Annotated in this window: 20 protein-coding genes and 1 other annotated feature (1 of these 21 running past the window's edge); of the genes, 9 read left to right on the top strand and 11 right to left on the bottom strand. The window is 62.5% G+C overall.

Annotation, left to right across the window (positions count from 1 at the left end):
* The first annotated feature begins 245 nt into the window (after nt 1-245).
* The 4 genes from ACODR6_RS00390 to ppx all read left to right on the top strand — a co-directional run bounded on the left by ACODR6_RS00390 (nt 246) and on the right by ppx (nt 5,864).
* Nucleotides 246-1,364, top strand: coding sequence for an AI-2E family transporter (locus ACODR6_RS00390; protein WP_112718790.1), 1,119 nt, complete (start codon nt 246-248; stop codon nt 1,362-1,364).
* Nucleotides 1,361-2,059: a DnaA regulatory inactivator HdaA gene (gene hdaA / locus ACODR6_RS00385; protein ID WP_489019970.1), complete on the top strand. Its 699-nt coding sequence runs from the start codon at nt 1,361-1,363 to the stop codon at nt 2,057-2,059. Before ACODR6_RS00390 ends, hdaA begins: the two co-directional genes overlap by 4 nt.
* 66 nt (nt 2,060-2,125) lie before the next feature.
* Entirely contained in the window at nt 2,126-4,330 is a 2,205-nt protein-coding gene (locus tag ACODR6_RS00380) for an RNA degradosome polyphosphate kinase (protein ID WP_112718788.1), read from the top strand.
* 10 nt (nt 4,331-4,340) lie between these two features.
* Nucleotides 4,341-5,864, top strand: coding sequence for an exopolyphosphatase (ppx, locus tag ACODR6_RS00375; RefSeq protein WP_489019968.1), 1,524 nt, complete (start codon nt 4,341-4,343; stop codon nt 5,862-5,864).
* Between the two features lie 45 nt (nt 5,865-5,909).
* On the opposite strand, the gene ACODR6_RS00370 is transcribed toward ppx, so the two are convergent.
* From ACODR6_RS00370 to ACODR6_RS00360, 3 genes are all read right to left on the bottom strand, one after another.
* Nucleotides 5,910-6,587, bottom strand: a complete 678-nt coding sequence (locus tag ACODR6_RS00370) for a glutathione S-transferase family protein (RefSeq protein ID WP_489019966.1) — start codon at nt 6,585-6,587, stop codon at nt 5,910-5,912.
* A 133-nt stretch (nt 6,588-6,720) separates the two neighbouring features.
* Nucleotides 6,721-7,641 carry a LysR family transcriptional regulator gene (locus ACODR6_RS00365; protein ID WP_489019964.1) on the bottom strand — a complete coding sequence of 307 codons (921 nt, stop codon included), beginning with the start codon at nt 7,639-7,641 and terminating at the stop codon, nt 6,721-6,723.
* Between the two features lie 52 nt (nt 7,642-7,693).
* On the bottom strand, nt 7,694-8,593 hold the full coding sequence (locus ACODR6_RS00360; RefSeq protein WP_489019961.1) for a LysR family transcriptional regulator: 900 nt from the start codon (nt 8,591-8,593) through the stop codon (nt 7,694-7,696).
* Nucleotides 8,594-8,712: 119 nt separating this feature from the next.
* Here ACODR6_RS00360 and ACODR6_RS00355 point away from each other — a divergent pair, with 119 nt between their 5' ends.
* From ACODR6_RS00355 to ACODR6_RS00340, 4 genes are all read left to right on the top strand, one after another.
* The gene (locus tag ACODR6_RS00355; protein WP_489019959.1) at nt 8,713-9,426 is read left to right on the top strand and encodes an SDR family oxidoreductase; all 714 of its coding nucleotides are present in this window, start codon (nt 8,713-8,715) and stop codon (nt 9,424-9,426) included.
* Between the two features lie 4 nt (nt 9,427-9,430).
* Nucleotides 9,431-9,805, top strand: coding sequence for a VOC family protein (locus ACODR6_RS00350; RefSeq protein WP_203429141.1), 375 nt, complete (start codon nt 9,431-9,433; stop codon nt 9,803-9,805).
* A 260-nt stretch (nt 9,806-10,065) separates the two neighbouring features.
* Nucleotides 10,066-11,256, top strand: coding sequence for a TCR/Tet family MFS transporter (locus tag ACODR6_RS00345; RefSeq protein WP_489019957.1), 1,191 nt, complete (start codon nt 10,066-10,068; stop codon nt 11,254-11,256).
* Nucleotides 11,257-11,368: 112 nt separating this feature from the next.
* A complete protein-coding gene (locus ACODR6_RS00340; RefSeq protein ID WP_489020694.1) occupies nt 11,369-11,737 on the top strand; it encodes a DUF1801 domain-containing protein in 369 nt (122 codons plus the stop codon).
* Between the two features lie 10 nt (nt 11,738-11,747).
* Here ACODR6_RS00340 and ACODR6_RS00335 read toward each other — a convergent pair whose 3' ends face one another.
* From ACODR6_RS00335 to ACODR6_RS00300, 8 genes are all read right to left on the bottom strand, one after another.
* A complete protein-coding gene (locus tag ACODR6_RS00335) occupies nt 11,748-12,077 on the bottom strand; it encodes an HNH endonuclease (protein WP_130282736.1) in 330 nt (109 codons plus the stop codon).
* A gap of 102 nt (nt 12,078-12,179) precedes the next feature.
* Nucleotides 12,180-12,815: a P-loop NTPase family protein gene (locus ACODR6_RS00330; protein ID WP_246777497.1), complete on the bottom strand. Its 636-nt coding sequence runs from the start codon at nt 12,813-12,815 to the stop codon at nt 12,180-12,182.
* 38 nt (nt 12,816-12,853) lie between these two features.
* On the bottom strand, nt 12,854-14,212 hold the full coding sequence (locus tag ACODR6_RS00325; RefSeq protein WP_112718779.1) for an esterase-like activity of phytase family protein: 1,359 nt from the start codon (nt 14,210-14,212) through the stop codon (nt 12,854-12,856).
* 45 nt (nt 14,213-14,257) lie between these two features.
* Nucleotides 14,258-15,331, bottom strand: a complete 1,074-nt coding sequence (locus tag ACODR6_RS00320) for an adenylate/guanylate cyclase domain-containing protein (RefSeq protein ID WP_112718778.1) — start codon at nt 15,329-15,331, stop codon at nt 14,258-14,260.
* 74 nt (nt 15,332-15,405) lie between these two features.
* Nucleotides 15,406-16,551: a ribonuclease D gene (gene rnd / locus ACODR6_RS00315; protein WP_112718777.1), complete on the bottom strand. Its 1,146-nt coding sequence runs from the start codon at nt 16,549-16,551 to the stop codon at nt 15,406-15,408.
* A 97-nt stretch (nt 16,552-16,648) separates the two neighbouring features.
* Complete coding sequence (locus ACODR6_RS00310) at nt 16,649-16,771, bottom strand: hypothetical protein (RefSeq protein WP_281438208.1); 123 nt, start codon at nt 16,769-16,771, stop codon at nt 16,649-16,651.
* Entirely contained in the window at nt 16,761-16,988 is a 228-nt protein-coding gene (locus ACODR6_RS00305; RefSeq protein ID WP_112718776.1) for an amino acid transporter, read from the bottom strand. Before ACODR6_RS00305 ends, ACODR6_RS00310 begins: the two co-directional genes overlap by 11 nt.
* A 65-nt stretch (nt 16,989-17,053) precedes the next feature.
* Entirely contained in the window at nt 17,054-18,445 is a 1,392-nt protein-coding gene (locus ACODR6_RS00300) for a multicopper oxidase family protein (RefSeq protein WP_489019952.1), read from the bottom strand.
* Nucleotides 18,446-18,700: 255 nt separating this feature from the next.
* Here ACODR6_RS00300 and aspS point away from each other — a divergent pair, with 255 nt between their 5' ends.
* Nucleotides 18,701-20,491, top strand: a complete 1,791-nt coding sequence (aspS, locus tag ACODR6_RS00295; protein WP_489019950.1) for an aspartate--tRNA ligase — start codon at nt 18,701-18,703, stop codon at nt 20,489-20,491.
* A gap of 93 nt (nt 20,492-20,584) precedes the next feature.
* Nucleotides 20,585-20,609, top strand: a sequence feature (sul1 is cis-regulatory element that is thought to sense ions involved in sulfur or methionine metabolism; They are found in Alphaproteobacteria); it runs 31 nt beyond the window's last position.

Below are 20,609 nucleotides of genomic sequence, written 5' to 3'. Positions count from 1 at the left end.
CGGTGGTTTTTGCACGTGCGGACAATATGGGGACAAGCAACCCCGTCACATGCCGGTCGCAATTGCATGAGAGTGCGCTTTATGCAAGGCGGTGCACAGAGAAAAGCCCCAATTTCCCGCTCTTTCAAGGTCTGCGAATGGGATTTCTCCAGGCAGGGTTGACCATCTTCCGGGCTGCATCCTATGTGCTTTGAAAGCGTTCGCGGCCAAAATCGCGTCGCGGGCGGGACAACACGGGGTAATCGATGCCAAATCAGGTCAGCGGGACAAGTCTGAAGCGCCAGGTCTTCTTCTGGCTCGGCGTGCTCGCATTCTTCATCCTGTTCCTGCTCGTCTTCAGCTCCATCCTGCTGCCGTTCCTGGCCGGAATGGCGATCGCCTATTTCCTTGATCCGGTCGCCGACAGGCTGCAGCGCATAGGCCTCAGCCGGATGATGGCGACGATCGTCATCCTCGTCTGCTTCGTGCTGGTCATCGTCATCGCGCTGATGACGCTGATCCCGATCCTCGCGAGCCAGTTCACAGATTTCGCAGGCAAGTTCCCCGGCTATATCGATCAGCTGCAGCAGTTCATCACCACCTCGCAGAATTCGCTGCTGCCGGAATGGATCAAGAGCCAGCTCGGCACGATCAAGAACAATTTCTCGGAAATCCTCTCGCAGGGCGTCGGCTTCCTGACCGGCCTGTTCGCGCAGATCTGGAGCTCCGGCCTTGCCGTCGTCAACTTGATCTCGCTGCTGATCGTCACACCCGTCGTCGCCTTCTACATGCTGCTCGACTGGGATCGCATGGTGGCGCAGATCGACCGTTACATTCCGCGCGACTACGTCGCCAATGTCCACCAGATCGCCCGCGAGATCGATCAGGCGATCGCCGGCTTCATCCGCGGACAGGGCTCGCTCTGCCTGATCCTCGGCATCTACTATGCCGCCGGTCTGTCGCTGGTCGGCCTCAATTTCGGCCTGCTGATCGGTCTCTTCGCCGGCATGATCAGCTTCATCCCCTATGTCGGCTCGATGCTCGGCCTTCTGATCGCCGTTGGCGTCGCCATCGTGCAGTTCTGGCCCGATTACATCTGGGTCGGCGCCGTGCTCGCCGTCTTCTTCAGCGGCCAGTTCCTCGAAGGCAATATCTTGCAGCCGAAGCTCGTCGGCCATAGCGTCGGTCTGCATCCTGTCTGGCTGATGTTCGCGCTCTTTGCGTTCGGCGCGCTCTTCGGCTTCGTCGGCCTGCTGATTGCGGTGCCTGCAGCCGCCGCCGTCGGCGTTCTTGTCCGCTTTGCCCTGTCGCGCTACCTTGAGAGCGATCTTTATGCGGGTCAGTCGAAATCCGTTGCCCGCAAGAGCAAAGCCGAATCCAAATGAGCGATGCAAAGCGCAAGGCCGGAGAGCAGCTTCCGCTGGTCTTTACCCATGATGCCGCGAGCGGCCGTGACGATCTTCTGATCTCCGACCGTCTGAGCGCTGCCGTCACCATCGTCGATGCCTGGCCGCAATGGCCGTCGCCTGTGGTGATCCTGGCGGGTCCAGTCGGCTCCGGAAAGTCGCATCTCGCCAGCATCTGGAAGGAGCACAGCGGCGCGCAGAGCATCCATCCGAAGGCCGGCTCCGATGCCGCAGTCGCTGCCGCTGCCGGTCCCGTCCTGTTCGAGGATGTCGACCGCGAAGGCTTCGATGATACGGCGCTTTTCCACGTCATCAACAGCGTGCGCGAGAACGGCCACAGCCTGATGATGACGAGCCGCCTCTGGCCGATGTCCTGGCCGGTCGAACTCCCGGACCTGCGCTCGCGCCTGAAGGCTGCGACCGTCGTCGAGATCGGCGAACCGGACGAGGAGCTGTTGTCGCAGGTGATCGTCAAGCTCTTCTCTGACCGGCAGCTTAATATAGATGACAAACTGGTGTTCTATATCGTCAACCGGATGGAACGCTCGCTGAATGCCGCCCAGACGATCGTCGACCGGCTCGACCGGCTCGCCTGGTCGCGCGGCACGAAGATCACCCGGGCAATGGCGGCCGAAGTATTGAATGAATTGGGAAATTCCGGCCCGGTCGATTGACTGTCACAGTTCTGTCGTGAAACTGATATAATTCGCGATGGCGAATAAAAGGGGACGGATCGGCCTATGGACAGTGCAGTTGCGGAGCATCAGGAACCGAAGCCGGAAGCGTCCTCCGCCGTCCCTCCACTTGCAGAATTGCTGCAGAGCCCCGAGCGCTTCATCAACCGGGAATTTTCCTGGCTGCAGTTCAATCGCCGCGTTCTCGAGGAGACGCTGAACACCGAGCATCCGCTGCTCGAACGTGTCCGCTTCCTGTCGATCTCGGCTGCCAACCTCGACGAATTCTTCATGGTGCGCGTCGCCGGCCTCGAGGCCCAGGTGCGCCAGAACATCGCCGTGCGCACGCCCGACGGCAAGACGCCGGCCGAGCAGCTCGATGCCATCCTGCAGGAGATCGACAATCTGCAGATGGAGCAGCAGGCATCGCTTGCCGTTCTCCAGCAGTATCTCGCCCGCGAGGACATCCTCATCGTCCGCCCGGGCGCATTGAGCGATACCGACCGCCAGTGGCTGGCTACCGAGTTCGAGCAGGCGATCTTTCCGGTCCTGACGCCGCTGTCGATCGACCCCGCCCATCCGTTCCCGTTCATCCCGAACCTCGGCTTCTCGATCGGCCTGCAGCTCGCCAGCAAGCATGGCCGCGAGCCGATGACGGCGCTGTTGCGCCTGCCGCCGGCGCTCGACCGCTTCGTGCGCCTGCCCGACGACGGCAACACGATCCGCTACATCACGCTCGAGGACGTCGCCAACATCTTCATCCACCGGCTCTATCCGGGCTATGAGGTGCAGGGTTCGGGTACGTTCCGCATCATCCGCGACAGCGATATCGAAGTCGAAGAAGAAGCCGAAGATCTCGTGCGCTTCTTCGAAACGGCGCTGAAGCGACGCCGCCGCGGCAAGGTGATCCGCATCGAGACCGATTCCGAAATGCCGGCTTCGCTGCGCCATTTCGTCGTCCAGGCGCTCAGCGTTCCCGAAAACCGTATCGCCGTTCTACCGGGTCTGCTGGCGCTGAACACGCTGTCGGAGATCACCAAGGCGCCGCGCGACGATCTCCGGTTTCCGCCCTACAATGCGCGATTTCCCGAACGTGTCCGCGAGCATGCAGGCGACTGCTTCGCCGCCATCCGCGAAAAGGACATGGTGGTTCACCACCCCTATGAATCCTTCGACGTGGTGGTCCAGTTCCTTCTCCAGGCTGCGCGCGATCCTGACGTTCTGGCGATAAAGCAGACGCTTTACCGCACCTCCAACGACAGCCCGATCGTTCGCGCGCTGATCGATGCGGCCGAATCCGGCAAGTCGGTGACGGCGCTGGTCGAGCTCAAGGCGCGTTTCGACGAAGAGGCGAACATCCGTTGGGCGCGCGACCTCGAGCGCGCCGGTGTGCAGGTTGTCTTCGGCTTCATCGAACTGAAGACCCATTCGAAGATGTCGCTGGTGGTGCGCCGCGAGGAGGGCAAGTTGCGCAGCTACTGCCATCTCGGCACCGGCAACTATCACCCGATCACCGCGAAGATCTACACCGACCTGTCCTTCTTCACCTGTAATCCGGTCATCGCCCATGACATGGCGAACATCTTCAATTTCATCACCGGCTACGGCGAGCCGGAAGAGAGCATGAAGCTGGCGGTCTCGCCCTATACGCTGCGCTCGCGCATCCTGCGTCATATCGACGAAGAGATCATGCATGCGAAGAACGGTGCCCCGGCGGCGATCTGGATGAAGATGAACGCGCTGGTCGATCCCGAGATCATCGACGCTCTCTATACGGCGAGCCATGCCGGCGTCGAGATCGATCTGGTCGTGCGCGGCATCTGCTGCCTGCGCCCGCAGGTGCCGGGCCTGTCGGAGAATATCCGCGTCAAGTCGATCGTCGGCCGCTTCCTGGAACACAGCCGCATCTTCTGCTTCGGCAACGGTTATGGCCTGCCGTCGGACAAGGCGCTCGTCTATATCGGCTCGGCCGACATGATGCCGCGCAACCTCGACCGCCGTGTCGAGACGCTGGTGCCGCTGACCAATCCGACGGTCAAGGAGCAGGTTTTGTCCCAGATCATGCTGGGCAATATCATTGACAATCAGCAAAGCTACGAGATATTGCCCGACGGAACGTCCAGGCGCATGGAGGTGCGCAAGGGCGAGGAGCCGTTCAACGCGCAGCAGTATTTCATGACCAACCCCAGCCTTTCCGGCCGCGGTGAAGCCCTGAAATCCAGTGCGCCCAAGCTGATTGCCGGTCTGCTTTCCGGCCGGACCAAGAGATAACTGGACCTGCATGGTTGAATCAGAAGCCCAGGGGCGCCTGCCAGGGATTGCCCCGGTCTCCGTCGTCGATATCGGGTCGAACTCGATCCGCGTGGTCATCTATGAAGGTATGTCGCGCTCGCCTGCGATCCTTTTCAACGAAAAGGTTCTGTGTGGCCTCGGCAAAGGCATCGCGCTGACCGGCAAGATGGACGAGGACAGCGTCAACCGGGCGCTGACAGCTCTCCACCGTTTCAAAGCCCTGTCCGATCAGGCCCGCGCCGCGACCATGTATGTGCTCGCGACCGCTGCCGCACGCGAAGCCTCCAACGGCCCGGATTTCATCCACAAGGCCGAGACCATCCTGAAGCGCAAGGTGCGCGTGCTCTCGGGCGAGGAAGAAGCAAAGTTCTCTGCCCTCGGCATCGTCAGCGGCTTTTTCCACCCTGACGGCATCGCCGGCGACCTCGGCGGCGGCTCGCTGGAGCTCATCGATATCAAGGAGCGCGAGATCGGCACCGGCATCACGCTGCCGCTCGGCGGTCTGCGCCTGTCGGAATATGCCGGCGGCTCGCTCGACAAGGCCCGCGGCTTCGCCCGCAAGCATGTGCGCAGCGCCACGAAGATCCTGGGGAAGGGCACCGGCCGCACCTTCTATGCCGTCGGCGGCACCTGGAGAAACATCGCCAAGCTGCACATGGAGTTGACCCAGTATCCGCTGCACATGATGCAGGGCTACGAAGTCACGCTCGACAGCATGATGCAGTTTCTCGATCAGGTCGAAGTCGCAAGAGACAGCAAGGACCCGGCCTTCCAGGCGGTCTCCAAGCATCGCCGCGCGCTGCTTCCCTTTGGCGCCGTCGCCATGAAGGAAGTGCTGAGCGCCATGAAGCCCTCGATCATTTCCTTCTCGGCGCAGGGCGTTCGCGAAGGCTACCTCTATTCGCTGCTGTCGGAAGGCGAGCGCCGCGCCGATCCGTTGCTAGCCGCTGCCGGTGAGCTCGCGATACTGCGTGCCCGCTCGCCCGAGCATGCGCGCGAACTGGCCGAATGGACCGGCCGGATGATGCCCTGTTTCGGCATCACCGAGACCGAGGAAGAATCCCGCTACCGCCAGGCTGCCTGCCTGCTCGCCGATATCAGCTGGCGCGCGCATCCTGATTATCGCGGCCTCCAGGCGCTGAACCTGATTGCCCACTCGTCCTTCGTCGGCATCAGCCACCCCGGCCGCGCCTTCATCGCGCTCACCAATTACTACCGCTTCGAAGGCCTGCACGACGACGGTTCCACGGCGCCGCTCGCGACCATCGCCGGCCCGCAATTCGTCGACCGCGCCAAGTTGCTGGGCGGCATGCTGCGCGTCGTCTACCTGTTCTCGGCATCGATGCCTGGCCTGGTGAAGAACCTGCATTTCCGCAAGTCGGCGCAGCCCGATATCGACATCGAGCTCGTCGTGCCGCACGAATATCACGACTTCACCGGCGAACGCCTCGACGGCCGCCTGCAGCAGCTTGCGAAGCTCACCAACAAGCGCCTCGCCTTCGTTTTCGAATAAGTCTCAGGGAATGCGGTCTTCCGGCCGCATTCCCGTTTGTCTCAGTTAGGCGGCGGCGTTCTGCGGGAACAGCGCCTTGCGCGTTTCCTCGTCGAGCGTGTGCTTGAACGTATGCTCCTGCTTCAGCAGCAGGGCGCGCTGGACGGCGGGCCGCTCCGCCATCGTCTGCATGAAGCGGGCAACGTTGGGATAGTCGTCCAAGCCTTTCTCGCCGAAGACATAGCCGGCAGACGCCGCCCAGCCCCACAGCGCCATGTCGGCAATGCTGTATTCGGCTCCCGCCAGCCAGGGTGATGCGCCGAGGCGCTGGTCGAGCACCCGGTAGTGACGCTCCAGCTCCTTCACGTAACGGTTCTTCGCATAGGGGATATCCTCCGGCGCATAGTGCAGGAAGTGGATCGCCTGTCCCGAGAACGGCGAGAGGCCGGTCGCCACCAGCTGCAGCCAGGACAGCATCGCCGCCTTCTCGACTGCTCCGGCGGGAATGAAGCGCCCATGCTTCCCGGCGAGATAGAGCAGGATGGCGTGGGAATCGAAGACCGTCACGCCGTCATCGCGGAGGGCAGGGACCTTGCCGTTGGGATTGATCTTCAGGAACTCGGGCGCGTGCTGCTCGCCCTTGAAGATATCGATCGGGTGAACCTTGAAGGCGAGGTCGAGTTCGTGCAGCAGCACCGCCACTTTCATCGAGTTCGGTGTCGCGTGAAAATAGAAATCAAGCATCGGCTATATCCTTTGTCGCGGCCTTCGCGAGGGGAAGGCGTGCCGCGACCATGCCGGTGCGTGAGTATGTTGACCAATCGATCCTGTGGATCGCACCTAGCGCGCCGGTCGATATCTCCGCCCGTTGCTGCGTTCAGCTCTTGGCTGGCCGTGAGGCGCCCATCACCATCTTCCTGAGCCAGCTATGTGCCGGATCGGCGCGCATGCGCGGGTGCCAGAACAGATTGATGCTGAACGGCGAGAGCGCCACCGGCGGCTCGAACAGATCGACCGTGTCGGTGAAGCGCTGCAGGAAGCGAAGCGGCAATGTGCAGATGCAGTCGGTGCTCGCCAGCACCAGCGGCGCCATCGCATAGCTCTGCACCGATACGGACACCCGCCGCTCGCGGCCGGTCTCGGCCAGCGCATTGTCGATCATGCCGGTGAAATGCCCGCCGCTGGTGGAGATCAACAGGTGGTCGAGGGCACAGAATTCGTCGAGCGTCAGCTCCCGCATTCCCCTGGGATGGCCGCGCCTCTGGGCGGTCATGAACTTCTCTTCGAAGAGCGTGCTCGATATCAGCTCATTCGATCCGTCTTCCGCCGCGCCGACGAAGAGATCGATTTCGCCCTGTTCCAGCAGACCGGCGATCTTCGATTTGTCCGGCAGGGTGAAGGCGATCCTGACCTCGGGCGCATGCGCCTTGATCAGCGGAATGAGATCGGGCGCCAGGATGGCGGCGGGATTATCGGTCGCGGCGATCCGGAAAACCCGCTTGCTCGTTGCCGGATCGAAGAGATGGGCGGTGTTGACGAAATCCTCGAAGCGCTCCAGCAGCCGGGTGAGTTCCGGCTGAAGGGCGACGGCGTGAGGCGTCGGCGTCATTCCGCGGCCGGAGACGGAGGGGATGAACAGCGGATCGTTGAGCAGATGCCGGAGCCGGTTCAGGCGGGCGGAGAGGGCGGACTGGCTGATGTTCAGCCGCGCCGCCGCCCGCGTGACATTCGGCTCCTTCAGAAGCATGTCGAATGTCATCAGCAGGCTGGCATCGAAATCGGAAATTCGCTGGCTCAACGGCGCTTTCCCCTATCTGGAGCTGAACTCATTACATGAGCTCGCCACTTGGTCATAGCGCTGTCTCGGCAACGGCGGCCTTGCGCAGCCGCTGCGACAGGAAGTCGATGCACAGCCGGACCTTCGCCGCCGCCAGACGGTTGTGAGGGAAGACGACGTGGATCGGCGCTGCCGCGAGCCTCGCCTCCGGCAGCACGATTTCGAGTTTGCCGCTATCGATATCGTCGCGCACGTCCCAGATCGATTTCAGCACCAGCCCGGCACCGGCCAGCGCCCAGCGATGCGCGAGCTCGCCATTGTTCGTCGTCAGCTTGGACCGGACATTGGCGCTGCGCCCGTCGGCGAAGACCCAGTGCGTGTTGGGCGGCTCGCCGAAGGCGATGACGTCATGGCCGGGCAGGTCGTCGATCGCGGTCGGTCGCCCGCGGCGGTCGAGATAGGTGGGGGAGGCGCAGATGACGCGGCGGTTCGGGGCGATCTGCCGGGCGATCAGGCTGGAGTCCGAAAGCGCCCCGAAGCGGACGGCAAGATCGTAGCCTTCCTCGACGATATTGACGACGCCGTCATCGGTATCGAGATGCACCAGAAGCTCCGGATGCGCCTCCTGGAATTCCTTGAGGATCGGCGCCAGCCAGCGGCAGCCGAAGGCAAAGGTCGACGTGACCTTGAGAAGCCCGCTTGCCGTATCGCGGCCGCTCGACGCTTCCGTCTCGGCATCGTCGATCTCGGCGAGGATCTGCACGCAGCGTTCGTAGAAGCGCGCCCCTTCCTCCGTCAGCGCCAGCGAGCGCGTCGTCCGGTTGACCAGCCGCACGCCGAGCCTCTCCTCAAGCCGAGACAGCTTGCGGCTGACGACGGTCAGCGAAAAGTTCAGCTCGCGTGCCGCCGCAGAGAGGCTTCGCGCCTGCACGACGCGCACGAAGACCAGCATGTCGAGAAAATTGTCGCTCATATTCTTGCTGATATCGCAAGAGACAGTCGACGACAATCTCCGTTCCGGCAAGAGAGGCGCCGGACTATTGTCGCCTCATCGAAACGGCGGCACGGTTGCCGCAAAGAGGAGAGCAGCAGATGACATCCCTTGCAAGTCAACGCGTTCTCGTGGTCGGCGGCAGTTCCGGTATCGGTCTGGCCGTTGCAGAGCAGGCCGCCGCCGCCGGTGCCGCAGTCACGATCGCATCCCGCTCGGCAGACAAGCTTGCCGAAGCCGCCAGCCGGATCGGGCAGGGCGTGCGCACCGCCGCCATCGACACCGCCGATGAGGCCGGGATCGACGCCTTCTTCGCGGCAAACGAAGCATGGGACCACATCGTCATCTCGGCGGCGCAAACGCCCTCCGGCCCGGTGCGCAAGCTTTCGCTCGACGACGCCAAGCGCGCCATGGAGAGCAAGTTCTGGGGCGCCTATCGCATCGCCCGGGCAGCAAAGCTTGCCGAACGCGGCTCGCTGACCTTCATTTCCGGCTTTCTGAGCGAGCGCCCCTCGGCATCCTCTGTGCTTCAGGGCGCCATCAATGCGGCGCTGGAATCGCTGGCCCGGGGCCTCGCGCTCGAACTCTCCCCGGCGCGTGTCAACACCGTCTCGCCAGGCCTGATAGATACGCCGCTCTGGTCGAAGATGGACGAGACGAACCGCAACGCGATGTTCGAGCGTGTCGCGGGCTCGCTGCCGGCAAAGACGGTGGGCAAGCCTTCCGATATCGCCAATGCCGTCTTGTTCCTGATGACGACGCCTTTCGCAACTGGCTCGACCGTCCGCGTCGATGGCGGCGGCGTGATCGGGTGATGCCATGCTCATCGATCACGTTACGCTACGCACTGCCGATCTGGAGGCGACCAGGCGTTTTCTCGAAGACCTGCTCGGCCTGACCACGGGAAGCCGACCCGATTTCGGCTTCCCCGGCTACTGGCTCTATAGCGGCGGCGAACCCGTCGTTCACCTGATCCCGGGTGGCGGCGCCGCCGTTGGCCGCAATGCGGAGACGATCGACCATGTCGGCTTCCGGCTCGAAGGCTATGACGCCCATCGCCGGAAGCTCGACACCGCAGCCATACCCTATTCCACCATGGATCTGCCGGATCTCGGCGAGCGCCGCCTTTTCGTCCGCACGCCGGGCGGCATCCTCCTCGAGCTCGTCTTCCGCGAAGGCGAAGCGGTCAACTGAATGGCGAAGGGCTTGCCGCGGCCCGCGGCCGGGTGTACATCATCCCGGTCGCGAAAAGCGGCTGCTTCCCTTGATCCGCCATCGGCGTGAGTAAACAGGTGGACGAATTGTCGTCCAGGCGGCCGAGTACAAGTCAGCCATGCCCGCTATGCGCATGGTTCGGCCAGCGTTTCCCAAACCTGTAATGCCTGACCTCGTCAGGCCTCCAATCGCAAGCTCCCGGCGTGCGCGCCGCGCGTTTGCGTCGATAGGATCGCGCCATGAACAGACCGCTTGTTGTCATTTTCACTGCCATTGTCCTCGATGCCGTCGGCATTGGCCTCATCTTCCCCATTCTCCCCTCGCTGCTGCAGGAGGTCACTCATGCCGATAAGGTGGCTCAGTATATCGGCATCATGACCGCGCTCTATGCGGCCATGCAGTTCATCTTCGCGCCGGTTTTCGGCGCGCTCAGCGACCGCCTCGGCCGCCGGCCGGTGCTGCTGATCTCGCTCGGCGGTGCGGCCATCAACTACCTGGTGCTCGCCTTCGCGCCCAATCTCTGGCTGCTGCTGATCGGCCGTGCCATTGCCGGGCTGACCAGCGCCAATGTTTCCGTCGCCACCGCCTATGTGACCGACATCTCGCCGCCGGAGATGCGCGCCAGACGCTTCGGTCTGCTGAACGCCATGTTCGGCATCGGTTTCATCATCGGCCCAGTCCTTGGCGGCGCGCTCGGGGACTATTGGCTGCGGCTGCCCTTCATCGCCGCGGCAGGGCTGAACGCTGCCAATCTCCTGCTGGCATTCGCCGTCCTGCCGGAAACGCGCAAGCCCAGCCGCGAGAGGATCGATCTTGCCGCGCTCAATCCGTTGCGGCCGCTGCGCTGGATCTTCTCGATGAAGAGCCTGTTGCCGGTGATCCTGATCTTCTTTGTCTTCAGCGGCACCGGCGAAGCCTACGGCACCTGCTGGGCGCTCTGGGGCAGCGATGCCTTCCACTGGAACGGCCTCTGGATCGGGCTTTCGCTCGGCACCTTCGGCATCTGCCAGACCTTGTCGCAGGCTTTCCTGCCGGGGCCTGCCGTCAAGCTGCTCGGCGAGCGCACGGCCATCCTCACCGGCGTCGGCGCCGTCTGTATCGCGCTTGCCGTCATGGCCTTTGCGACCGAGGGCTGGATGATCTTTGCGATCATGCCGCTCTTTGCCCTCGGCGGCATCGGCGTTCCCGCGCTGCAGTCACTGGCGACCCGCCAGGTCGGCGAAGACCAGCAGGGCCAGTTCCAGGGCGTGCTCGCCTCCGTCGTCAGCCTTGCCTCGATCATCGCGCCGCTCGGCTTTTCGAGCTTCTATTTCGTCGTGCGCGATGCCTGGCCGGGCGCCATCTGGCTCTCGGTCGTGGCGCTCTATGCGGTCGGCATTCCGCTGGTTCTCGGCCTGAAGCTCGCCAAGCGCGAGCCGATGCCCGCCTGACACGGCCGGCAGAAGGCGGACAGAGAGCCCGCCTTCTGCTAGGCTCCTTCACTGAAACGGAAGGAGGACACCGTTGGAAAAGCCGAAACTGCTGGCGGGCGGCAACCCGCAGATGCCGAAGGGGGAGGGCGACGCTCCGGTCCAGGCCTATATCGACGCCGTGCCCGGCTGGAAGCAGGAGGTCTGCCGCAATATTGATCGGCTGGTGCAGCAGGCCCTTCCTGGCGTGCGCAAGGCGGTCAAATGGAACTCGCCGCTTTATGGGGCAGGCGAGAAGACCTGGTTTCTGGGCCTCCACTGCTTCGAGAAATACGTGAAGGTCTCCTTCTTCCAGGGCGGCTTGCTCGACCCCATCCCGCCCGGACAATCGAAACAGGCCGAGGTCCGCTATCTCGATATCCGCGAGACAGACGCGATGGATGAGGCGCAGTTTGCCGCATGGATCAGGCAGGCGGCGGCATTGCCGGGCGTCAAGATGTGACGCCGCGCGATCACCGCCGCAGACCGCTTTTCCGCGTCCCGTCGTAGAAGCCCGGCGGCTTCTTGCGCACCCAGGCGACGAATTTCCGGATGGCCGGATGTTCCAGCAGCTGCGGGATCGTCGGATAGGATTTCTCCAGCTCCGCTTCCGAGAACAGCGCATGGATCTGGCGGTGGCAGATGCGGTGCAGCACCTGCGTCTCACGCCCGCCGCGGCTCTTCGGCACCAGATGATGCTCGTCACGCTGATCCTCCGGCACGACGCGCCCGCAGAGCGGACAGATCGCCGGCGCCGGGGCCTCGTACCAGGACTTCACCTCGCGATCGCGCTTCCTTGCCATGAGGATACCCTTGAGCTGGCGGGCAAGGTATCGCCCGGGAGGGGCTCTGTCATCACATGGATCGCGTGGAGATGCGGGTTCGATGCCGCTCGTTATCTGATCCTAAGCCACAGTGCGTCGCCATTCGGCAATCGCTGACGCGCCCTCCGTCGCGCTTCTGATGCGCCAGACGCGCAAAGCGCTCGCGGCGGCGAGCTGAGCGGTGATATCACTTTGAAATCTGGTGCGATTTCGCAGGCTTCGTATCGCAAATCCGTATTGCTGCCACGGCCAATCGACATTGCCATCGGGAAGCTCCGGTCGCGTCTTTCCGAGATTGCGGAGGGGCCGTGCAAACAGGCGCCAGGCTCTCAGCCATTCAGGAGGATCTAGCCACATGACGCCGTCGGCGTATTTGATGGCTTGAGGCAGCAGGCTTGGGCCGCCTTCCAGAATCCAGCTGCGGCCCTGAATGACATCTGAAAGCGCTGCCGCGATTTCGGATTGCGGGCGGCGTTTCCACTCGCTGGTAAGTTTGATGGCATCATAGGAAATGAGGGGAATGTCAGGACGTGCCGCCGCCAGCTCTCTGGCAAAGTGGCTCTTGCCGGTCCCATTTGCACCGGTGACGATCAGCCTCTGCAACTTCATTGTCTTGACCAAGCAAAGAGCAATTTTCGCGGGATGCCCGCGCATCACTACGCGATTCCGGCGGCAGCGCAATGATATCGCCCAATACAAAAAGAAGCGCCCGGCCATGGCCGGACGCTCCCCGTTTTGCAAGCCGGATCCGGCGCTTACTTGGCGTTCAGGAAGTCGCCGACTTCGAGCAGGCTGAACTCGTTGTTGTCGGCCTTGTCGACGGCGCGGCCGGCCGAGAAGGGCAGGTTGTTGTCGTTGCCGATGATGATATGCGTGGCATCGACGCGATCGACATTCTCGATCGTCACGAACGGCATGTCGTAGACGCCATCCTTGCTGCCGGCCTTCTTCTTGTTGTCGGGGTCCTTGATGTTGAGCAGGTCGATATAGCCGATCTTGCGGACGGCCTTGCCTGCGTTGGCATCGTTGAACTCGATCTTGTAGACGCGCTTCAGCTCGGCCGGAGCCTCGAAGCAATCCGGCTTCGGCTGCTTCGGATCGGCGCAGGCCTTGTCCTTGGTGCCGGCGCCGTTGTCGCGTTCGATGACGAGCGCGGTCGTTTCGTCCAGCATGTTGAAGTCGCCGATCGAGGCGCCCTTGTCTTCGAACGGGTAGAACCAGCTGCGGCCGGTCCACTTCTTCGAGGCGACGTCGAACTCGATGACGCGAATCGCGGTGTGGCCGTCAACCGTCTCCATCTTGCCGTCGTCCTGATAGAGCGCGCCTTCGAGCAAGCCGTAAAGCTTGCTGCCGTCCTTCGACATCGCCAGTCCTTCGAAACCGCCGGAACGCTTCAGGTTGAAGACCGGGTTCTTGCCGACCGGCGTGCCCGGCAGCTGGATCAGCGCGTTGTCGGGCGAGATGACCGGCTTGCCATCGACGGTCGTCGGGATGACGTCGGTGAGCGCGCCCTTGGTGTCGAACTTCAGGAGGTAGGGGCCGAACTCGTCGCCGAGCCAGAAGCCGTCGGCGACCGGCTGTACGGATTCGATGTCGAAATCGGCGCCGGTCAGGTAGCGCTTGTCCGAGCCTTCCATGACGATCGGGAAGGGGGCGATCTTGTTGGGATCGGAGAGGAACAGGTTCTCGACGACGTCAGCCTTGTTCGTCGCCCAGTCGAACTTCATCCGGTGCAGGAAGAGCATCGAGTCCGACGAGGTGAACTTCGAGCCGAAGCCGTTGTCCGAGAGGGTCCAGAAGGTGCCGTCGGGCATCGTCTTGATGCCGGAGAAGCCCTGGATCGGCTGGCCGTCGAACGGCAGCTTGATATCGGTCACGCGGGCGCCGTCCTTGCCGGGCACGGTGCCGAGCGCCTCGGTGCGCTTGCGATCCGGCGTGGTGAACTTGCCGGAATGCTTGAGAAATTCAGGGGCATCGGCAGGAGCCGGTGTCATCGTGTTGGCAGGCAGGATCGCCTGGCCAGCAAGAGTGGCGGTAAACTCCTGCTGGTCGGCCGAAGCGGACGTCGCAATCAAAAGAAACAATGAAACGGAAGCGAAAAGAGCTTTTTTCATGGGGACCCCCGAAAAATGAAGTGGCGGTCCCGATTAGCAGCCGATCTATGTCGCCGAATTGACGGTTGAGTGAAGCTTTGGTGACTGTGCGGAAGCTGGAATGGCCTGGGCGAGCGCCATGACGCCAAGACCCTGGCCGCGCCCCTTCAATGCGTGCATGCCGAGATCCTCGGCATTGACGAAGTCGGGCAGCGTCATGCGGTTGGCGAGTTCGCTGGAAATGAGGATCGGCCGATTCAACGTCTTGCAGAGCGATTCAAGCCGCGAGGTTGTATTCACCGTGTCGCCGAAATAGGTGATCTTGTGGTGATCGACGCCAATTTCCGCGGTTATGACGAAGCCGCCATGGAGGGCGGCGCGCAACCGCGGCACCTGTCCATATTGCTTCAGCCAGCTTGGCGCCTCTTTCTCGATCGCGTTCAGGATATCGAAGACGCAGCGCACGCAGCGGCCATTCTTCATGCCGCGAGCAAGCGGCCAGGTGATGATGGCGGAATCGCCGACGTAATCGTCGATCGTGCCCCTGTTGCGGCGCACCGGTTCGGCAAAGGCGGCAAACAGCGAATTCAACATCTGCTGGGCACGCAGGTCGCCATGCTTCTCGGCGAAGGGCGTGGAATCGACGAGATCGACGAACAGGAAGATGCGCTCCTCGCTGACCGGATTGCGGTAGCGGCTGGTCAGCATCGCCAGGAACACGTCTCGCCCAAGCAACTCGCGCACCCGCACGACGAAGATGATCGCCGCGCAGACGACGAGCGCATACATGAAGACGTTGAACGGCAGGATGGTGGCCTCGATCCACGAGGTCGGCTGGATGGCGCCGACGGCGCGCAGGAGAACGCCGGCAACTGCAAAGCCGGCGCTCATCAGCACTTCGTAGATGAAAAGCTGCGCCAGGAAATAGGTGAACGTCGGCAGCTTCTGGATGCGTCGCGACAGCCCGCGCAGGATCGCCTTGCGCTCGAAGGCGAGGATCGGCATGCCGATGAACAGGGCAAAGGTGGCGCCGATGAACGGCCGGCTGTCGCCGTAAAACAGGACGTCGTAGAGCACGCCGCTGCCAGCCATGACCAGCGTCAAAAGCAGCCAGTTCTGGACTGGAGAAATTTCTCGCATGCGCCATCGCCTTGATTTGCCTGATAGTGTCCGGCCATGTAGGCGCCGGTCAAGGCATTTCGAAGGCAGGTAAATTAGAGAAGGACGGTATCGACTTTCCGCCCGGCAAAACGCAGCGCGATTTCGCCCTTGATGAGCTGCAGGGCAGGCTCGCCAAAGAGCTCCCGGCGCCAGCCATGCAGCGCCGAAACCTCGGCCTTCTCGCCTTCGGCAGCGATCTTGTCGAGATCTTCGCTATTGGCGATGACCTTCGGCGCGACGCCATGCTTTTCGGAGATCAGCTTCAGCAGAACCTTGAGCAGCTCGACGGCGGCGGCGGCCCCCTCGGGCGCCTGGGTGTGTCGCGGCACATGCGGCATGTCGGCCTTCGGCAGCGCCAGCGCTTCGTTGACGGCTTCGAGGACGGCCGCGCCGGAGGAGGATCGCTCCCAACCCTTCGGGATGGTTCTCAGGCGGCCAAGCGCTTCCGTATCCTTTGGCTGCTGCTGGGCAATCTCATAGATCGCGTCGTCCTTCAATACGCGCGAGCGCGGCACGTTGCGGGCGCGCGCCTCGCGTTCGCGCCAGGCGGCGACATATTTCAGGATCGCCAGTTCCTGTGGCTTGCGCAGGCGCATCTTCAGGCGCTGCCAGGCATCGTCAGGGTGGAGATCGTAGGTTTCGCGCGCTTCGAGGATATCCATCTCTTCGGAAAGCCAGGAGGAGCGGCCTTCGCGGGCGAGCTCGTCCTTGAGATAGAGATAGACATCGCGCAGATGCGTGACGTCGGCCAGCGCATAATCGAGCTGCTTTTCGGAGAGCGGCCGGCGGCTCCAGTCGGTGAAGCGCGACGACTTGTCGATCTGCACGCCCTTGGTGCGGCTGACGAGCTGGTCGTAGGAGACGCTGTCGCCGAAGCCGCAGACCATGGCGGCGACCTGCGTGTCGAAGATCGGATGCGGGATCAGCCCGCCACGGTTGAAGATGATTTCGATATCCTGCCGCGCGGCGTGAAAAACCTTGAGGACGGCGGTGTTCGCCATCAACTCGAAGAATGGCGTCAGATCGATGCCCTTCGCCAACGGATCGACGATGACTTCTGTCGTCGGGCTCGCCATCTGGATCAGGCAAAGCTCCGGCCAGAAGGTCGTTTCACGCAGAAACTCGGTGTCGATCGTGATGAAGTCAGACTTGGCCAGCTCTTTGCACGCGGCCGCCAAATCGGCGGTGGTTTCGATCATATCAATTCATTCACAAGGAAAAAGGTCGGTTAACCTTCCTTCTCCTTTCGAAGAGATATGTCAATACGTTGAACCGGTGCGTGTTGCGCAGAAGCCGCTATTTGCCGGGACGCATTTCATCCTTGCCGCGCTTGTTGCGCGTGGCATAGAGCGCAATGAGGCCGAAGATCAGCCCGCCTACAGGCATGATCAGAAAATTGATGAACTGATCAGTTGTCATTTCTCAATCCTCTCAGTGTGCCTCTTGCCGTCAAATGTAATGCACCCGAGGCCAGAAGACAAATAACGGCGATCATGCGGATGGTTGTCGAGGTCGTCCCGGTTGCGCCGAGGCTTGCAATCGTCGGAGCAAAGGAGCCGACCGCGAAGACGGCAATGGCAATGCCATTGAGGAAGGTCGCGGTAAGTTTGGTTCGCTCGTTTTCTACAAGGCTCATACTGGATTGCTCGAAAGGTGTTTCTTATACCTTGATACAATCTATGCGCTCATCGTGCAATCGCCCTAAGCAACCCTGACGTAGCTCGTCATCCCCGTCTTCTGATGCTCGATGATATGGCAATGCAGCAGCCAGTCGCCGGGGTTGTCGGCGACAAAGGCGAGCTGGACCTTTTCGTCGGGCTGGATCAGGTAGGTGTCGGAGATAACCGGCATGACTTCGCGTGTCGAGGACGAGATCACCTTGAAACTCATGCCGTGCAGATGGATCGGGTGCAGGTGAGGGGTGACGTTCTCAAGCTGGAAGATGTAGCTCTTGCCCTGCTTGAGTTCGGCAAGCGGCGCCGTCGGATCGGCGGTATCGCCCGGCCACGGCACCTTGTTGATCGCCCAGAAGCTGTAGCCCAGCGTGCCGCAGATACTGTCGACGGGCGCGTTCTCGGCGGTAGCGCTCAGCACCAGCGGGATCTTTTCCGCCGAGGAAAGATCGGCCTCCGGCACCGGATTGGCGGCGAGAGCGCCGAGATCGGCGACGTCGCGCTTCAGCGACTGGCCGGTGGCGCGCAGCTTCGCGAGCGTCTTCGGCGTCGTGCCGCGGATGTCTTCGAGCGTTGCGACCGCGCCTTCGCTGTCGGGCATGCGTACGGCGAGGTCGAGGCGCTGGCCGGGGCCGAGCTGCAGGAGCTCGAGCGGAAAGCGCTTGGGCACTGGGTTGCCGTCGATGGCGATGACGGTGGCCTCGCCGCCTTCCATCTTCAAGGAATAGATGCGGGTGACATCGGTGATTGCGATGCGCAGCCGCACCAACCCGCCGGCCGGAGAATCATATTGCGGCTCCTGATGCCAGTTGGCGGTGCGTACCGTGCCGTAGGTGCCGGTTTTCGCCGCATCGCGCGGCCGGAAGGGGGCGATGAACTGCCCGTCGCCGCCAAGCCGCCAGTCGCGCAGGTTGAGCACCACTTCCGCATCGAAGAGAGGATCGGCTGCGTCCTCGACGACGATGACGCCAGTCATCCCGTGACCCATCTGCGTCAGCGTGTTGCAATGCGGGTGATACCAGAAGGTACCCGCATCCGGCGGCGTGAAATTATAGTCGAAGCTGTCGTTGGTATAGACGTAGGGCTGCGTCATGAACGGCACGCCGTCCATCCTGTTGTCGATGCGCAGCCCATGCCAGTGGATCGTCGTCGGTTCGTCGAGAGCGTTGGTCAGCCGCGCCGCATAGGGCCTGCCGCGCTGCATGCGCAATACCGGCGGCACGCCCTGGTCGCCCCACGTCATGATATCCTTGGTCGGGCCGAATTCCGTCAGTACGGCCTCAGTCTTGGCCGCCTTCAACAGCTGAGGTTCGGGGGCGGCCTCCGCAAAACCGAACTTCCCGGCAACGCCGATCCCGACACCGTAAGCACCGGCGACGGCTGAGGCTTTGAGCAGATTTCGGCGGGTGAGGAGGGGCATGCGAGGCTCCGGCAGCTGATATGCGCCATCTTTAAAGTTGACTGGCGGTTTCATCAATAAGCAAATACCGGCCAAACTGCCGCAGTGGCACAGGCATCGCTGGCCGTAATAAACCGCCGTGAAACCGGCCTGCTCTCGCGCCAAGTCTTGACAAATCAGACCGTCCATGCGCTTGTCCGCCCGATTTTCTTGTCGGCGCTTGAGGGTGGAAATTTGCCCTTGCAGCCGTCTCAGCAGACATCGGGAATAGAGATTATGCATCGCTACCGCAGCCACACCTGTGCCGCCCTCCGCAAGTCGGACGTCGGCTCGACCGTCCGGATTTCCGGTTGGGTTCACCGCGTTCGTGACCATGGCGGCGTTCTCTTCATCGATCTTCGCGACCATTACGGCATTACCCAGGTCGTCGCCGATCCGGATTCGCCGGCCTTCAAGACCGCCGAAGCCGTTCGCGGCGAGTGGGTCATCCGCATCGACGGCCTCGTCAAGGCCCGTACCGAAGACACCGTCAACAAGAACATGGCGACCGGCGAGATCGAACTCTACGCTCAGGAAATCGAAGTTCTGGCCGCTGCCAAGGAACTGCCGCTGCCGATCTTCGGCGAGCCCGATTATCCTGAAGACGTCCGCCTCAAGTACCGCTTCCTCGACCTGCGCCGCGAAACGCTGCACAAGAACATCGTCAAGCGCACGCAGATCATCTCCGATATCCGCAACCGCATGGCATCTGCCGGCTTCGGCGAATACACGACGCCGATCCTGACCGCATCCTCGCCGGAAGGCGCGCGCGACTTCCTCGTGCCCAGCCGTATCCATCCCGGCCAGTTCTTCGCGCTGCCGCAGGCGCCGCAGCAGTACAAGCAGCTGCTGATGGTTGCCGGTTTCGATCGCTACTTCCAGATCGCGCCTTGCTTCCGCGACGAAGATCCGCGTGCCGACCGCCTGCCGGGCGAATTCTACCAGCTCGACGTCGAAATGAGCTTCGTCACCCAGGAAGATGTCTGGGATACGATGGCCCCGATCATCACCAACGTGTTCGAGCAGTTTGCCGAAGGCAAGCCGGTCACCAAGGAATGGCCGCGCATCCCCTACGACGTCGCGATCCGCAAGTACGGCTCCGACAAGCCTGACCTGCGCAACCCGATCGAGATGCAGGCCGTCACCGAACATTTCGACGGCTCCGGCTTCAAGGTCTTCGCCGGCATGATCGCCGCAAACCCGAAGGTCGAAGTCTGGGCGATCCCGGCCAAGACCGGTGGTAGCCGCGCATTCTGCGACCGCATGAACGCCTGGGCGCAGTCGTTGGGACAGCCGGGTCTCGGCTACATCTTCTGGAAGGAAGAAGACGGCAAGGTCGCTGGTTCCGGCCCGCTCGCCAAGAACATCGGCGAAGAGCGCACCGAAGCCCTGCGCATTCAGCTCGGCCTTGAAGCAGGCGACGCCGCCTTCTTCGTCGCCGGCGAACCGGCGAAGTTCTACAAGTTCGCAGGCGAAGCCCGCACCAAGGCCGGTGAAGACCTGAACCTCGTCGATCGCGACCGGTTCGAGCTGTGCTGGATCATCGACTTCCCGTTCTACGAATGGAGCGAGGAAGACAAGAAGGTCGACTTCGCGCACAACCCCTTCTCGATGCCGCAGGGCGGCCTCGAGGCGCTGCAGACCCAGGAGCCGCTGTCGCTCAAGGCCTACCAGTACGACGCCGTCTGCAACGGCTTCGAAATCGCCTCGGGCTCGATCCGTAACCAGTCGCCGGAAGCCATGGTCAAGGCCTTCGAACTGGTCGGCCTCAGCCAGGCGGATGTCGAAGAACGCTTCGGCGGCATGTACCGCGCCTTCCAGTACGGCGCGCCTCCGCATGGCGGCTGCGCATTCGGCATCGACCGTATCGTCATGCTGCTGCTCGGCGCCAAGAACCTGCGCGAAATCACGCTGTTCCCGATGAACCAGCAGGCGCAGGACCTCCTGATGAACGCGCCGTCGCCGGCAACGCCGAAGCAGCTCATGGAACTGTCGCTGCGCGTCATGCCGCAGCCGAAGAAAGACTGAGCCTTCCTTCGCTAGAGTTCGAAAAGCCCGGCCATATGCCGGGCTTTTCATATTGCGCAGTGCCAAAGCTGCTTTTATAGTCCGGCCATTCGCCCCGGACCCGGTGAAACTCCGGGTG

It is taken from the genome of Rhizobium sp. FG96 (assembly GCF_057808655.1).
The sequence above is the reverse complement of the archived record's forward strand: the minus strand, read 5'-3'. Positions and strand labels throughout refer to the sequence as shown.